The organism is Pseudomonadota bacterium, from assembly GCA_026388255.1.
GTDB lineage: Bacteria > Desulfobacterota > Syntrophorhabdia > Syntrophorhabdales > Syntrophorhabdaceae > JAPLKB01.
Genome location: JAPLKC010000011.1, coordinates 1 through 15,839 on the forward strand (window position 1 = coordinate 1; position 15,839 = coordinate 15,839).

16 protein-coding genes, 1 tRNA gene and 1 other RNA gene are annotated in these 15,839 nt (G+C 36.7%); 8 read left to right on the plus strand and 10 right to left on the minus strand.

Annotation, left to right across the window (positions count from 1 at the left end):
• A partial coding sequence (locus NT178_00595) for an FAD-dependent oxidoreductase (protein MCX5811036.1) occupies positions 1 to 127 on the minus strand: 127 nt, incomplete at its 3' end.
• A 182-nt stretch (positions 128 to 309) separates the two neighbouring features.
• Here NT178_00595 and NT178_00600 point away from each other — a divergent pair.
• A complete protein-coding gene (locus NT178_00600) occupies positions 310 to 1,248 on the plus strand; it encodes a LysR family transcriptional regulator (GenBank protein ID MCX5811037.1) in 939 nt (312 codons plus the stop codon).
• 93 nt (positions 1,249 to 1,341) lie between these two features.
• Here NT178_00600 and NT178_00605 read toward each other — a convergent pair whose 3' ends face one another.
• A complete protein-coding gene (locus NT178_00605; protein ID MCX5811038.1) occupies positions 1,342 to 2,154 on the minus strand; it encodes an alpha/beta hydrolase in 813 nt (270 codons plus the stop codon).
• 543 nt (positions 2,155 to 2,697) lie between these two features.
• Between NT178_00605 and NT178_00610 the strand changes: the two genes are divergently transcribed.
• From NT178_00610 to NT178_00625, 4 genes are all read left to right on the plus strand, one after another.
• Positions 2,698 to 3,936, plus strand: coding sequence for a Tm-1-like ATP-binding domain-containing protein (locus NT178_00610; protein ID MCX5811039.1), 1,239 nt, complete (start codon positions 2,698 to 2,700; stop codon positions 3,934 to 3,936).
• A 295-nt stretch (positions 3,937 to 4,231) separates the two neighbouring features.
• Positions 4,232 to 4,732, plus strand: a complete 501-nt coding sequence (gene def, locus NT178_00615) for a peptide deformylase (GenBank protein MCX5811040.1) — start codon at positions 4,232 to 4,234, stop codon at positions 4,730 to 4,732.
• Positions 4,729 to 5,661, plus strand: a complete 933-nt coding sequence (fmt, locus tag NT178_00620; GenBank protein ID MCX5811041.1) for a methionyl-tRNA formyltransferase — start codon at positions 4,729 to 4,731, stop codon at positions 5,659 to 5,661. The genes def and fmt overlap by 4 nt, the downstream gene beginning before the upstream one ends.
• A gap of 88 nt (positions 5,662 to 5,749) precedes the next feature.
• Positions 5,750 to 7,387 carry a LysM peptidoglycan-binding domain-containing protein gene (locus tag NT178_00625; GenBank protein MCX5811042.1) on the plus strand — a complete coding sequence of 546 codons (1,638 nt, stop codon included), beginning with the start codon at positions 5,750 to 5,752 and terminating at the stop codon, positions 7,385 to 7,387.
• Positions 7,388 to 7,392: 5 nt separating this feature from the next.
• On the opposite strand, the gene NT178_00630 is transcribed toward NT178_00625, so the two are convergent.
• The 3 genes from NT178_00630 to NT178_00640 form a co-directional block, all read right to left on the minus strand.
• Positions 7,393 to 7,845, minus strand: coding sequence for a GNAT family N-acetyltransferase (locus tag NT178_00630; GenBank protein MCX5811043.1), 453 nt, complete (start codon positions 7,843 to 7,845; stop codon positions 7,393 to 7,395).
• Between the two features lie 205 nt (positions 7,846 to 8,050).
• The gene (locus NT178_00635) at positions 8,051 to 9,697 is read right to left on the minus strand and encodes a glycosyltransferase family 39 protein (GenBank protein MCX5811044.1); all 1,647 of its coding nucleotides are present in this window, start codon (positions 9,695 to 9,697) and stop codon (positions 8,051 to 8,053) included.
• Between the two features lie 11 nt (positions 9,698 to 9,708).
• Positions 9,709 to 9,996, minus strand: coding sequence for a hypothetical protein (locus tag NT178_00640; protein MCX5811045.1), 288 nt, complete (start codon positions 9,994 to 9,996; stop codon positions 9,709 to 9,711).
• A gap of 250 nt (positions 9,997 to 10,246) precedes the next feature.
• Between NT178_00640 and NT178_00645 the strand changes: the two genes are divergently transcribed.
• A complete protein-coding gene (locus tag NT178_00645; protein MCX5811046.1) occupies positions 10,247 to 10,510 on the plus strand; it encodes a hypothetical protein in 264 nt (87 codons plus the stop codon).
• Positions 10,511 to 11,492: 982 nt separating this feature from the next.
• Here the strand turns inward: NT178_00645 and rnpB are convergent.
• The 3 genes from rnpB to NT178_00660 form a co-directional block, all read right to left on the minus strand.
• Positions 11,493 to 11,859, minus strand: an RNA gene (gene rnpB / locus NT178_00650) — RNase P RNA component class A.
• Positions 11,860 to 12,253: 394 nt separating this feature from the next.
• Positions 12,254 to 12,964, minus strand: coding sequence for a C4-type zinc ribbon domain-containing protein (locus NT178_00655; GenBank protein MCX5811047.1), 711 nt, complete (start codon positions 12,962 to 12,964; stop codon positions 12,254 to 12,256).
• Positions 12,965 to 13,062: 98 nt separating this feature from the next.
• A tRNA-Ile gene (locus NT178_00660) sits at positions 13,063 to 13,135 on the minus strand.
• Positions 13,136 to 13,234: 99 nt separating this feature from the next.
• On the opposite strand from NT178_00660, the gene NT178_00665 reads away from it, so the two are divergent.
• Both NT178_00665 and NT178_00670 read left to right on the plus strand, forming a co-directional pair.
• A complete protein-coding gene (locus NT178_00665) occupies positions 13,235 to 13,711 on the plus strand; it encodes a PaaI family thioesterase (protein ID MCX5811048.1) in 477 nt (158 codons plus the stop codon).
• A complete protein-coding gene (locus NT178_00670; GenBank protein MCX5811049.1) occupies positions 13,674 to 14,378 on the plus strand; it encodes an endonuclease in 705 nt (234 codons plus the stop codon). The genes NT178_00665 and NT178_00670 overlap by 38 nt, the downstream gene beginning before the upstream one ends.
• Before the next feature lie 17 nt (positions 14,379 to 14,395).
• Here NT178_00670 and purM read toward each other — a convergent pair whose 3' ends face one another.
• Positions 14,396 to 15,436, minus strand: a complete 1,041-nt coding sequence (gene purM / locus NT178_00675; protein ID MCX5811050.1) for a phosphoribosylformylglycinamidine cyclo-ligase — start codon at positions 15,434 to 15,436, stop codon at positions 14,396 to 14,398.
• 86 nt (positions 15,437 to 15,522) lie between these two features.
• Complete coding sequence (locus NT178_00680; protein MCX5811051.1) at positions 15,523 to 15,810, minus strand: GYD domain-containing protein; 288 nt, start codon at positions 15,808 to 15,810, stop codon at positions 15,523 to 15,525.
• Positions 15,811 to 15,839: the final 29 nt, after the last annotated feature.

Below are 15,839 nucleotides of genomic sequence, written 5' to 3' on the forward strand. Positions count from 1 at the left end.
CTCCGCCGATCTCATATCTCCTTTCCAGGATTGCAATCTTCAAACCTGCCTTTGTTAAATAACCTGCTGTTGTCAGGCCGTTGGGGCCTGCTCCGATGATAATGCCATCGTATTCCAATTCTCTCATAATTCTGCCTCCTTACTGTTTTTATAACTTCTTCTCAAAAACCTGCTGTTAATCTAAAAAACTGAGAATTCTATAGTATTTTGTATAAGGTTTTTGATGTTGACTTAGCAAGACAATTAGTCTTATAGTATTGTTACTAAAAGTAATATCATAAAAAAACAATACGAAAACCCTATTAAAATATGAATCTCAATCAGCTAAGAGCATTCTATGGCGTTATAAAAACAGGAACATTTTCAAAAGCTGCAGAAGAACTTAACGTTACAGAGCCTGCGGTTTTTATGCAGGTACGTTCCCTGGAGAGGTTTTTAGGGTATACCCTCCTTGACAGGTTCGGTAAAGAATTAAGACCTACCGAAACAGGCGAAATTTTATACGAATATGCAAAAAAGATTTTCGGTCTTATTGACGAAGCGACACATGCAGTGAGAGAATTGCAAGACCTTAAAAAAGGTTTTTTAAGGCTTGGAACTGCAAGATCGCTGGCCTACGGTCTGATGCCGATTGTCGTCTCCTCATTCCAGGATCAGTATCCCAGCATACGTTTGTTTCTTGATGAGAACAACTCTCAAGAATTAGTGGAATCGATATTACAACGCCACCATGAACTGGCGATTGTTGCACGATTGCCGTATCCTGACAAAATAGAAGCCATACCTTTTGCTACCGATGAAATAGTATTGATCGTGTCGCCACAGAGTAAATTGGCAAAAAAAGATAATGTGTCATGGAGTGAGGTAGCAAAAGATCCTCTTGTCTGCACAGGTGCAGGGTCTTCTACACAATCGTGTATCTGGAAAGAATTTGAAAAAAGAAACCTGCAGCCCTTATCTGTTATTGAAGCAGGCAGCACAGAGTTCATTATACGATTGGTCAAACAAGGCAAGGGACACTCTTTTCTCCCAAGCACTTGTGTGAAAGAGGATGTTGCGAGAGGAGAATTGTTGACCGTGTCTTTAGATGAGGGCAACTTTTCGTTTTATATTGACGTCATACACCTCAAGGGCAAAACCCTTTCCCCTGCAGCTTCAAAGTTTGTCAGCTTCCTGAAGGAGATCGGGGAGTCGGCCAAATTCGGGAAAGCTATCGGGACATCATTTCATTCGTTATACCACGATTAATACCAATTCGGATTCAATCATTCCCGCTTATCCGTTGGTCACGGCGGACAGGTAACTTCGTTGTCTCGTCGTCGCGCTCCTTGACGTACATATTTATGCTAAACATGTCATGGCCGGATGGACATTTGAGTCTCCGCCTTTTGTATTTCTCTTAATAAAGTCCAATATAGTACGGGTATAGTCTTCAGGCCGTTCTTCATGGGTATCATGGCCGCATTTCGGAAAAACGACCAGTTCGCCCTTTAAGAGATGACGGTAAAAGGCAATGGATTGTTCAACATCAAAGTAGATGCTGCGGTCAGGATAGAGTATAAGGGTAGGGCAGGGAACAAGCGAAAGAATAGGCCGCAGATCAAAATAATCTAAACCGTAAGCCCCGCCGGCCTTGATGAACAGGTTATAATTCATCTCAGCAGCTTCCCCATGATTTTTAATCGTCCTGGCTTGGATATCAGCTTCCAGATCTGCAAATTGTTTTTTAAACTTTGTAACGACAAATTCAGTCATGGGCACTTTGCTATAGCACTGGGTGCCGGCAACAGTGAGAGTTTTCACCTCCCGGGGATACCTGATTGAATAGTCGATACCGATAACACCAGCTTCACACTGTCCTAACAGATGGCATTCCTTAATGCCAAGGTTTTCTTTCAGTATTCTCAGTTCTTCCACGCTTTCCAACCGGTATCGGTCGCTTTGAAAAAATTCAGGAAAATCATCGCCTCTCTCTGATCGGCCATAACCCCGGCGGTCAAACATGACCACCTTATAGCCCTGGGCTACAAAGTGCGGATAAACGGAATCCCAGATTCTGGTGGATCCGAAGCCATGGTGCATAAGGATAATAACTTCACCTTCACCGTGTACTTCATAATAGACTTGTAAATTGTTTATTTTTTCAAATGGCATCGTATTTTGCGACCTTTATATAGGTTTCTACGGTTATGCGCGTTTTACAATATCTTTTATCAAAGATGGTGTTATCATTAGCCATAGTGGGATGCTAAAACCCTCGTCTGAAAATCAAGGGCTTTTTTTCTCGAAAAGGATACCAAACACATAATTATATTTAAGCCTTCCTGTTTCGCTGTCGTTCCAATAATATTAGCTGCTTGATACAAATAACTATAATGAGTGAAGTGGATTGAAATCAAATCAATTTATTTTATGAACCCATTAATGCCCTTAATATAATAAGATGATAAATAAAGGTATACAGAAGGACCGGAAGACAATTTGACGCTCTCCATGGGCAAAAAATGCTCCCTTGCTGTTTTTTTCAGATTACTTCAAAAGGTTCTATAAAAAAGCATAATAGGTTCATAAAATACTTTTCATTGATTTTATGCCCTTTCCTTTTATATAGTTCTTGTGTTGGGATTAGAGGTAGACAAAAAGTAACCCACCACAGATCTGAAGGGTTACACAAAAAAACTTAAAAGGGGAGTTACAGTGAAAAGAATAATTATTCTCGGGACATTAGATACAAAGGCTCAGCAGATCGCATATCTTAAGGAAAAGATTGAAGCGCGGGGACAGAAGGCAGTAATACTGGATTTGAGTATGGGCAATGAACCTCCGTTTAAAGCGGATATCCCTCCTTCCGAAATACTTGCCTGCTCAGGTCCGAATTCAGGATCAGATGTCCCGGCATTTTTAAAAGAAAAGGGCATTGCTGAATTAAAGAAAGTTATGGCCATCGGGGCTGGTAATAAGGTTATGGAGCTTTTATCAAAAGGAGAGATTGACGGGATTGTTGCATTAGGCGGGTTGAGCATGGCAATGCTTGCAGCATCGATTATGCAAAGGCTTCCCTTCGGCATTCCCAAGGTTATCGGCACCACGGCAGCAATGGTTGCCTACGTAAAGGATCTCTTCGGTGCGTCTGACATTACACTCATGCAACTTATTGTGGAAGTTGGAAGCATTAATGATCTGGCGTGGCACGCAATAGAACAGGTGGCAGGGGCAATCTCGGGTATGGTGGATATTGGCAAGAACTATACATCGCTGAAACTTCCTCCAAATTCGGTTGCCATTACAGAATTAAACTTCACGCCCAAATGTGCGCGGTGGGTGGAGGAACTTCTGGAAAAGAAGGGCTACAATGTTTTTTCTTTTCATGCCCAGGGCACAAGCGACAGGGTAATGGATAATTTCATAGCAAACGGATTTTTTGATGGCGTTATAGATATTGTGCCTGCAGGGCTTGTTGAGGAATACTACGGCGGAACAAGGGCGGCAGGTATGCAAAGGCTCGATGCACCTATTGAAAGAGGAATCCCTCTTGTGCTTACTCCATGCTGCCTGAATTTGACAGGTTGCGGCCCTACTCGTAAAAATTTTGAGAAGTATATTTCAAGACCCACTTTCAAGCTTGACGAATTGAGGTCATATGTTCGCTTCAACCCTGAAGAATTAAAGGTCGCCGCTGGACTGTATGCAGAAAAGCTCAACAAAGCCAAGGGCCCCATAAAATTTCTTTTCCCCATGAAAGGCTGGTCTAACATAGATAAGGCTGGTACCATCCTTTATAATCCCCAGGATGATCTTATATTTTTAAATGAGTTAAAAGCCCTGCTAAAGGCTAAGATAGACATAGAAGAAATTGATTGCAATCTGGAGGATGAAGAGTTTGCTGTAAGACTGGTGGATAGTCTTGACAGTATGTTGACAAGTATAAAAAAATAGCGAGACAAAAAGACAAAATAAACCCGTTGACGATTTATCTATAAACGGGCTTATTTTGTCTTTCCGGGCAATAATTCTATAAACCATAACGATCTTCCTGTGTCCCCATGTCTCGTATTCCCGGTGCCTTGGCGATCTTTCCATATAAAGCGTGTTTTTGAACCAGATGCGTTGATGGAACATTTGCTGTAGCCGCACCTTTTATTACTTTTACACTTTGTCCGGGATTACCGGTCATGCAAACCGGCCCTAAATGTAATATTGACTCCAGGTCTGATTTGATTTAATAATATGTATGCCCTTTCTTGAAATAATAACATACCCTGATCCGATTCTCAGAATAGTCGCCGAACCTGTAAAAGATGTTACAGATGAGATCAAAAAACTCTCGGAGAATATGGTAGAGAGGATGTACCTTGCCCAAGGTGCGGGGCTTGCAGCAAATCAGGTAGGGGTCTCATTGAGGCTCATCGTCCTTGACTTGCAATTAAAGAAGGATAACAAGCCTATTGTTGTCATCAATCCTTTAATAATTGATAAAGATCCTGAGGAGATTTCCGAAGAAGAAGGATGCTTAAGTGTTCCAAAATATTATGATTATGTAAAAAGGTCAAAAAAGGTTTTGATAAATGGAATAACATTGCAAGGCAAGGCCTTTGAAATGGAATGCGAAGGGCATCTGGCAAGGGCATTTCAACACGAAATAGACCATCTTAATGGTATTGTTTTTATTGATTATTTAAGCCCGGTTAAAAAACATCTTTTTAAAAAACAATATCTAAAGAACGAGAGATGAACATAGTTTTTTTTGGTTCCTCAAGTTTTTCAGTGCCTCCTTTAAAATCAATATCTCCCTATGTTTCACTTGTAGTAACAAAGAAAGGAAAGCCAAAAGGCAGAGGCTATACACTCGATGATAATGAGGTTAAAAGGGCAGCCATTGAAATGGAACTCCCGCTTATGGAAATAGAATCTTTTAAAGATGAAACTGCGCAGGGGTTTCAGGTATTTAAACCGGATTTATTTGTAGTTGCCTCTTTTGGCCTTATTTTTCCGAAATGGGCTCTGGATTTGCCTGCTATAGGCGCAATAAATATTCATCCATCAATGCTACCAAAATATAGAGGACCATCGCCCATTCAATGGGCTATTTTAAACGGAGAAGAGCGAACAGGCGTTACAATAATGAAAATGGTTGAAAAGATGGATGCAGGCAATATCGTTTACCAGGAAGATGCAGAAATAGTTCGGGATGACAACATGATAAAACTTTCCGAAAAGCTTTCCAAGAGGGCTGCCGAAATACTTCCGGAAATTATTGATCGAATAAATATACAGGGCCTGATGGAAGGCATTAACCAGAAGGACGAAGATGCTACATATACACCGATAATCAAGAAAGAAATGGGTAAGATAGATTGGGATAAAAAGGCAATTGAAATTGTGAGGCAGATAAAAGCCTTTGTGTTATGGCCTACAGCATATACATCGCTGGATAATATATTATTTAAAATCTTTGACGGGGAAATAAATGCACTTAACAGGAAAGGAATACCCGGTATGATACTGGGCAAGAACAAAGAAGGGATTTTGGTATCAACGATAGATGGGTCTATCCTTATTAAAGAAATACAGTTAGAGAACAGGAAAAAAATGAATGCATACGAATTTGCAAACGGTTACAGAGGTCTGATCGGGAAAGTATTAAATAACTTTAAGGATTAAATGGTAACTTTTTTGTTGACATATATAAACCATAACATTTATCATCATTTAAGATGATGGTACATTTCTTGCTATAATAAGGATAAAGATGAGAAGATTTTTAATATTATGCATTATAACAGGTTTAATACCTATTGCCGGATGCTCTACTACGGGGAACAATGTTGCATATAACTCACCTTTGGACAACAACGCTGTTTTAACAGAAAAAAAAGAGACTACCAAGGTCGTCAGGAAAGAAAGCGTTAAGCCAAGAAAAGAAGTAGTGCAAAATATTGACGATGAAGACGATATAGTATCACTTTTAGGGGAAGACTATAATAAGAACTTTGACATACCCATCGTATTTAATGACGCAGTTAAATATTTCATACAGTATTTTACAAATGAAAAAAGAAAGGTATTCAGTAACTGGCTAAAAAGATCCAGGTTTTATATCCCGATCATTAAGGAGATATTGAGTGCAGAGGGACTGCCTGAAGATCTTGTCTACCTTGCAATGATTGAGAGCGGTTTTAATCCAAAGGCATATTCCCCTGCAAATGCATCAGGACCTTGGCAGTTTATTTATGCTACAGGCGGAAGGTATGGCCTAAGGTCAAATTATTGGATAGACGAGAGAAGGGACCCGGAAAAATCAACTGTTGCTGCCACTAAGTATCTGAGAGATCTTTTCAATCAGTTTGGATGCTGGTATCTTGCTGCAGCAGGATATAATGCAGGCGAAGGAAGAATAGAAAAAGCAATAGTTAGACACAATACAAACGATTTCTGGGAACTTGTTAAATACAACACACTTCCAAAAGAAACAAGGGAATATATTCCCAAGCTTATTGCCGCAGCAATCATTGCAAAAGATCCTGAAAAATTCGGTTTTGGGAGTATTGTCTATGACCAGCCGGTCAGATTCATGGAAATGAAGGTGCCAGCAGGATTTTCTCTTTATTCTATCGCAAAAGCGGCTTCTATAGATATTAACGCTTTAAAGTCAATAAACCCTGAAATATTGAGAGGTATAACACCGCCCGATACCCACGATTATATGATAAAGTTGCCAAATTCTGTTGATAAAAATACTTTTAATAGTAATTTACAGTTAGTTCTTAATAATGAAAAGAAGATAAAAGGTGTATCAACATATAAAGTAAGAAAAGGTGATACAGTAATAAAAATTGCAAAAAAATATAGGATAACACCTGATGAGATGTTGTTAGTGAATGGGTCAGGCGAAGAAATGAAAGTAAAACCAGGTATTATTATCAGTATCCCTCGTTTTAATGATCAACCGGTGAAAGAGGCTGGCTTATTAAAAGCCGGAAAGAATAAAACAGTTGCAAAACTTTATACCAAAGAAGTGTCGAAAAGACCGGATGTTAATAACACTGAAAAGAAAGAACGACCAATAATAACACATCATATAGTCAAGAAAGGTGAGACACTTGCTGCCATATCAAACAAATACGGTATGGATATTTCGAGTATAAAGTCAGCAAATAAACTGAAAACCGATACGGTTTATCCGAATATGAAGTTACGGCTCGTAAACCATATTCAAAAGAAAGAGAAAAAGGGGATAAAATACCATATAGTCAAGAAAGGTGAGACTCTTGCTACCATATCAAACAAATACGGTACGGATATTTCGAGTATAAAGTCAGCAAATAAACTGAAAACTAATGCGGTTTATCCGAATATGAAGTTGAGGATTTTCAGCGGCGAAGTGTAAGGTTCTTATACGTTAAGAACAAGATTAATCATGTCGCCTCTGGAAAAACCCATAGCATGGAAAAACTGTAGCAAGTCCCAATCATTCCAATTGACAAGTGTATAAATTGTATCAACTTTATAATTTTTAAGATTTGTTATAAGAGCATTTGCAAGAACTTTTGCGATACCTCTGTTTTGATAATCGGGATCAATGCCAATTGTGTCAATCCATCCAATATTGTTCGGAACTTTAAACTCCCAGCCGCTTACCTCTCCAAGAATGAATCCTACAACTTTACCATCAATCTCAGAAACAAGAGAAGCATCAGGGGGCCTCGTTGCTGCTTCCTTAATAATCTTTGTAATCCAGTGGTCCCGTCTTGTTTCTCCGAGAACCTTAGTATCAATATCGACAATATAATCTAAATCTTCTGCTTTTAGTTGTCTAACAGTAAGTTTATCAAAAAAATTACTCATTATGTCTCCAGCTTGTTATTTTATTAACATATCAATAAATTCTTGTCAAGAATAGCATACTACTTTGTGAATATTATAACTTAATAATCGATGTTCTTGCAAAAATGTATAATTCCTTTTTTTGTCATGTTTACAAAGTAAATATCCGTGAATTCAAGTAGTTCTGGACTCCGGTTTTCCAATTAAACCATTTGAGAGTAACGCTTTAATACTTATTTGTAATCAAACATCTTTCATTATGGCAAGCAATTATCGATATCTTTTCAGGTATTTTTTCTTTTAATCGGTTCAGTCTTTTTGATTTTAAAACGCAAAAAATATTCTTATCGGTTTTAAATAGATTAATGAAAGTATCCTCATCTATAAAATATGTTTTTGAATCATCATATTTTGACCCCATTTCCAATTCACCCGTGTAAGATGCAATTACTATTCTTTTCTTGGTATAAAAGGGAAGCGTTTGATCGTATGAAGCATAGTTGATTATATAATCATCACCATCCTTTTTTTCATTAATGGTGTCAGCCAATTTTTTAGTAGTGTTTAGGGTATCAATTGTATTCAGGTTTAACAGAAGAGTGGTTATAAATAAAAAGGAAAATATGGATAAAATATAAAACGTTAAGGAAAACCTGTTGAACCTGCGAAGACAAAATAGACATGCTGATAAAATTGAAACAACAGAGACTGTGATTAAGAAACCATTTAAATTATCAAGGATATTAAGTGCTTCTGATGATATTTGATTCACCCACTGGTTTAATGCCCCCTTTATGCCAAGAATAGAAGCTATCGCAAAGAGGGAAAAAATAAATATATAGGAGAGAGACTCTAAACTTATTTTACTTTGCTGACGCCATTTCTCATAAAATAGGTAGCCAATCATAATCGATAAAGGTGGAAAAATGGGAAGGATATAGGGTGGTAATTTTGATTTTGAAATACTGAAGAAGATAAAAACCACAATACTCCAAATAATAAATAATCTTAATTCACTTTTATTCCATAAATGTATGATGCCACGGGGGATAAAAATAGACCATGGGAACATGCCGCCAAACAATACAGGGAAGAAATAAAATATAGAACCTGTTCTTTTATGTTTTGATGTTAAAAACCGCAATATGTGCTGGTCAATAACAAAGAAATAAAAGAACTCTTTTTCTTTTAAAGAGATTGTCAAGAGCCATGGAAGCACAATAAGGCAATAAATGGCTAAACCTTTTACCCATTTTAGTTCTTTTAGAAACGACATTTTCTTTTCTGACAGAAGGAAAATAATGATTGTAACGGCAACAAGCATAATGGGAACAAAACCTTTAGCAAGTGTTGCTAATCCTAAGATAGCGTAAAAAAAGTATATGTAAAACAATTTCTTTTCTTTATAGTATCCGTAGAAAAAAAGCAGGGAAAGAAAGAGCCACATACTGAAAAACATATCAATAGTTACAATCCTTGCCATTGAAAAGAAACCAAAAGATGATATAAGGATGATTGAAGATATAAAAGCAGTTTCCCTGTTGATCCACCTTCTTATAAATATATAAAGTGCAGCTACGCATAAGAATGCAGAGAAGGCATTTGGAAACCTGAAAGCCCACTCATTTATGCCAAAACACTTGTAAGAAACAGCGACAGCCCAATAAAACAGGGGTGGTTTTTCAAAATACCTTACATAATTTAAATGCGGGACTATATAATCATTTAATTCAATCATTTCCCTGGGAATTTCTGCATATCTCCCCTCGTCAGGTTCCTTTAATGAATAATCACCAATCCCGTGAAATAAAAAAATGTATGACAGTAAAAGCAGGGCGATTATGTGCTTGATAGTTAAAGTGTCTTTTTTCATAGAATGTTTATTTATATCTTTTTCTTGTAGTATGCGAAGACCATAACGGTTTCACCAATTTTCTCTTCAAATATCACTTTCACGCAGGTTAATGCGTTGTTCACTTCATTCATATCTCTTTTTCTTGTGAGTATATAAAATTGTTCAAGATTTCCTTTTATTTTATGCAACTCATCAATTTTGTGTTCATCAACGTGTATGGCATATTTTCCTACATAATATACATATATACCCCTGATGCTTCCATAATAAACCCACGGCGTGTTATCCTTAGTATAGTTTTTTATTTTTTCGCACATAGATTTTGGTGATTTATAAGGATTTAACTTTTTATACACAGATGAATTGGCTATTGTATAGCAACTTATCATAAATAAAAAAAGGGTAAAAAATACATAAATCTGCTTTTTTTTCCAAAGAAAAAAGGAAGCTGTTATTACAAAGATAAAGCACAATAAGCCAAGTAAAATACGTTCTATTATAAATTCCTTATATATATCTATCTTATATAAAATAAGGAGCATACCGAGGATCAATAAAATAGCTGAAATGATTGAAAACATTAATAAATTATATTTGTTATCTTTTTTAATAAAAGCATATGAAGTTAAAAGCGAAATTGAAGGCAAAACAGGCAGCATATATTTGCTTATTTTACCAGAAGAAATGGAAAAAAAGACAAACATCCACAAAAACCACACCAGAAAGAATTTTATTCCGGTGTCATTTTTGAATTTTGCATACGCAATAAAGATTCCTGCAGGTAAAAACAGACTCCACGGAAAAAAATCCAGGGGCAGGGTTGTCAGATAATAATATATTGGTCTTTTATGACTCCATGCATCGAAAAATCTTGTCAGATTTTGACGAATGATATTTTCATAAAGATACGGCATACCTTCTTTCAGGTATATCGCGATATACCACGGTAAAATTACAAACAAAAAAATGATAAAGCCTATGCTGATTAACTTGAATTTAATAGTTTTGAAGTTCCTTTCAAGCATTAAAAATATAAATACAACAGGAAACATCAGGGCAATCGAGAGAGGACCTTTTGTTGTAAATGCCAAGCCTGTGCAAAGAAAAAAAAGATAAAGAAAATATGCTCTGCTTGTGAAATAGAACCAAAGAAAAAAAAGAAGCCCGCATACCACAAAAACTGAAAATATCATATCTGCCTGAAGATATCTTGCTTGCCAATAAAAGAGCGGTGCAGTAATAAGAATAAAAGTAGAAAACATTGCCGTTTCTTTATCAAAAAACTTTCTTATTGTGACAAAAGTAAATATTGCACAAAAAAAGGCGAAAATTGCCGTAGGAAGCCTCATCGAAGTCTCATCTTTTGCCCAGAAAAGTGCCTTTTGAGAAGCATACGTGATATAGTAAAAAAGTGGCGGTTTTTCGCCATATGGCATGCCGTTCAAATGGGGCACTATGAAGTTATCGCTTAGCTCTGTAACGATTTCCGCAAAGTCTCCTTCGTCCGGTGCCCAAAAATCCCTGGACTGAACATTATAGATAAACAGGGTAGGGCAGACAATACATAATATGATTAACAATTTTTTCATCAACTATTTTTTAAGTGTGCCCTTTATCCAAGCCAATGCTTCCTTTGATTGAATTGTCACGGGCACATTCCACACGGATTAGCGCGTTTGATTGTAATTCCGGCAGAAGCCGATATCTTCACTTGCGAAGCAACATTCAAAAAACCGGACTGAATTCCGTGTCAAGCACGGAATGACATAGAATAACCAATTGCTTACGACAGGGCAGTTCATTGTTTTATATTTTAAAGGGGTAGACTATAAGCCGAGTTCTGTTGCTGATAAATCAGCAGATAATCATTTCTCTTGGATCCAGGTTGCCCAGGATCTCTTGCGACCTACCTGGGTTAGAGGAAGGGCAATCCTCGCTGTCAAGTTTTGACAGCCCCCTTTTTGGCCTTGCATCGGATGGGGTTTACCAGGCTCCCATGTCACCACGGAACCGGTGAGCTCTTACCTCGCCTTTTCACCCTTACTTCGTAAGAAAACGAAGCGGTATATTTTCTGTGGCACTTTCCTTAGGGTTACCCCCAGTCCCTGTTAGGGACCATCCTGCCCTTTGATGCCCGGACTTTCCTCAGGCCTAAAACCTGCGATTACCCGTCTACCCCTTTTTTACCTGCTGCATTTTTCGCAAGTTTGTCTGCTAAAGTATTTTTTTCCCTTGGTATATATTTTAATGTAAAATTGTTAAAATATTCTATAATATTCTTTGCTGTTTCAGCATATTTCATCAATTGCGAGTTTTTTATTTTGTATTTACCCGAAATTTGATTGGCAACAAGAAGTGAATCCGTATAAATATATAAGTTTTTAATTGATGATTGATAGGCTCTTTTAAGAGCGTGAACAAAAGCTTCATACTCTGCCATATTATTGGTCATATGTCCGAGATATATGCTGTCTCTAAACAACTCACGCCCGTCTTTGTTAAAGGCTATGATCCCCGCGCCAGATTCTCCTGGATTGCCAAAAGATGCACCGTCAATATATATATGCCATTCCATTAGTCTTCTTCTAAAAAATAAAATATCCTGTTACAGCTTGGGCAAAGAATAAGTTGTCTATTTTTTGTTGCTTCTATGAATAATTGTGGGGGAATATTCATATAACAACCGAGACAAACGCCATTTTTCAGGTTTACAACTGCCGTGCCGCCTCTTTTCTCAATAAGCGTGTTATATGTAGCCCTCAAATTATCGCTGACAACACTGAGAAGTTTACTTCTTGTTTCTTTAAACCCGCCAATTGTTTTTTCAATAACATCGAATTCCTTTTTCAATCTGTTTTTTTCTTTTTCTACTTCAATTTTTCTATTTTTAAGGTATCCTTCTGATGTTTCATAGTCTTTTTTTAATTCTTCAATCTTGTCCATTAACACCAAAACTTCTTCTTCGGTTCTATCATTTGCCTCTTTTGCCGTTTCAATTTCTTTAAGTAATGCCTGGTATTCTTTATTTGTTTTAATTTCATTAAGTTTTGATTCAAACTTTTTTATTTTTTCTTTTTCAAAATCGAGAGCTTTTTCCTTTTTATTCCTCTCTTTTTCTAATTCTTGAGCAATCATTTTTTCCTTCTCGATCTTATTATTTATTTCCTCTATTTCATTATCCAACCCTTCTATTATTTTTGGAACTGAATACATTTTCCTTTCATTTTCAGCTATCTGGGCATCAATTTGCTGTGCTTCATAAATGGTTCTTAATTCTTGCTCCAACTTTCACCCTCCAAAAATTAAAGGGGGTGTACCTCATGGGCACACCCCCTTAATATATTTTCCTTAATTGTAATATTTTCATACATTGTATTTTTATTTGGGCCCACCTGGGCTCGAACCAGGGGCCTACCGGTTATGAGCCGGTGGCTCTTCCAACTGAGCTATGGGCCCGTTTGTGATAGATTAACCGATAGCATATATTTTGTCAAGGGCATGGTGGTTCTATATTGTCTGAATTATTTTATTTCCAATTAATGTTTCGATTTTGTTATGTTATATGGAATTGCTCTTGTTAAACGAAAAATAAAGCAGGTATTGTCAATGTATGAGGAACAAATCAAAAATAGTTTTAATCAATGCAATGTAGGTAAGCTTATTGGAATAGACATTTATGAAATAAGGGAAGGCTTTGCAAAGGGAAAATTAAAAATAAAGAAAGAACACGTTAATATTTTTGGTAATGCACATGGTGGAATATTATTTACCTTTGCAGACCACATTGGTGGAGCTTGTGGCAATACCCTCGGTAAAAAAGCGGTACTCGTTGAATCTTCAATACAATATATGAAGGGAGTGAAGAAAAATGAAACCGTTTTTGCTGAGGCAGTATTAACACATAAAGGTACGCGAATAGGTAGAATTGAGGTGAAAATCTATACAGAGAACTTGGATCTGATAGCAATTATTCACCAGATATTTTTTATAAAAGATGATAAACACGAACCAGAGGTTACTAAGAATATTTAAGACATTACTGATGTCTTTTGGGAAAAGATACTGGTGGCCGGGAGAATCACAACTTGAGATTTCCATAGGGGCAATACTTACACAAAACACCGCATGGACGAATGTTGAAAAAGCGATTCAAAACCTGAGAAATGAAAACCTTTTGGATGTTAAAAAACTGTACGAAATAGACACAGCCTGTTTGGGCGAGATAATAAAACCTTCCGGTTTTTTCAATATTAAATCTAAAAGGCTGAAAAATTTTGTCAAATTATTGTATGAAGAATATTCTGAAAATATAAACAATCTTAAAAAGATAGAGAACAAGACATTAAGGAAATTATTGCTCAGTATAGATGGAATTGGTTATGAAACCGCTGATAGCATTATGCTGTACGCTCTTAACAAGCCAATTTTCGTTGTCGATGCTTATACAAAAAGATTTTTAAAAAATCATGACATCTACAGAGGCAGCTTTGATTATAACGATGTACAAAACTTTTTTATGGACAATCTTCCGCATGATACCTATTTATTTAATGAATTCCACGCTTTAATAGTTCATTTATGCCAGCATTATTGCAAAAAAATACCAAATTGTAACGAATGTCCGCTACAAGATGAACTTAGGAGCGAGTCTGCACAAGATATAAAGAAAAATGTATTTGAAGAGATGAAACATGGTTAAACCAAAAAAATCAATAATCAACTATTTGTCAAAGAAACATTAACTTTTTCATTACCTGTTGCACTATGGATATACCCAATCGTGAATGCCTTTTCCCCTGAATTGATAAGTTTATCAAGAATTGCCTGTTCGTCGTTTTTATCCGCTACAATTATATAACCAATACCCATATTGAACGTAGAACACATCTCCTCAAACCCGATATCTCCTAATTTCATTATAAGTTTGAAAATATATGGGATTTCAGCATTTGACAGGTTTATGCTTGCCGCAAGACCTTCCGGTATAATTCTTTTAATATTTCCAGGTAGACCACCGCCTGTTATATGCGCCATCCCTTTTATATTGAATGATTCAAGAATATTTTGTACAACCTTAACGTAAATTTTTGTCGGCTTAAGTAACTCTTCAAAAAGCTTACCATCAATGCCTTCTATATAATCAGTAACTATATAATTATTTACCTCAAAAAAAACCTTTCTCACCAGCGAGAAGCCGTTGCTGTGCAAACCACTCGAAGGCAGTGCTATTATAGCATTCCCATCAATTATTTTTGAACCATCAATAATTTTATCTTTTTCAACAAAACCGATAATAAAACCTGCAAGATCATATTCATTGTCTTTGTAAAAAGAGGGCATTTCAGCAGTCTCACCACCGATAAGGGCACATCCGGCCTGCCTGCACCCCTCACATATACCGGAAAGGACATCTTTGTATAAGGTTTCCTGAACAATTCCACAGGCATAGTAGTCAAGAAAAAAGAATGGCCGGGCACCGAGTGTCAATATGTCATTGGCGCACATGGCAACCAGATCTATCCCGACCGTATCATGCTTACCGCTTTGAAATGCAATTTTGAGTTTTGTTCCCACTCCGTCCGTGGATGTTGCAAGTATAGGATTTTGATAACCTCGAGGGATTTCCGTAAGAGATGCAAATCCGCCAATCGGATTTAACACGAAGGGGTTAAAGGTGCTGTGAATTTTTTCTTTTAAACCGTCAATAAGGTTCTCAGATTTTGCTACATCAACACCGGCTTTTTTATATGTAAGCATATTTTTATTCATTAATTGATTTTATATTTAACTGTAAAACATCAAAGAAGTTATTATATTGATAGTTTTTTAGTCAAGTTAAAAATCTATTTTGTCATTCCTTCTATAAATTCGTCTATTAATAACGCCGGAAGGGTCGTTATATGTACAGTTCCCCGGGCACCAAGGTCAATAGATATTTTTGATACTGCCTCATTGTTGGGTGCATCAAGTATAGTGATAAAATCATATTGTCCAAGCAATGCATACTGGGCAAGGACTTTTGCTCCCATATTCTCTATTTCCCTGTTAACTTCTTCAATGCGCTCCGGATGTTTTTTTATTGTTTTTCTCCCTTCATCAGTCAGGGTGCTCATCATTATATATATTGGCATAAGGCTACCTCCTTTTCTTTATATTTAAA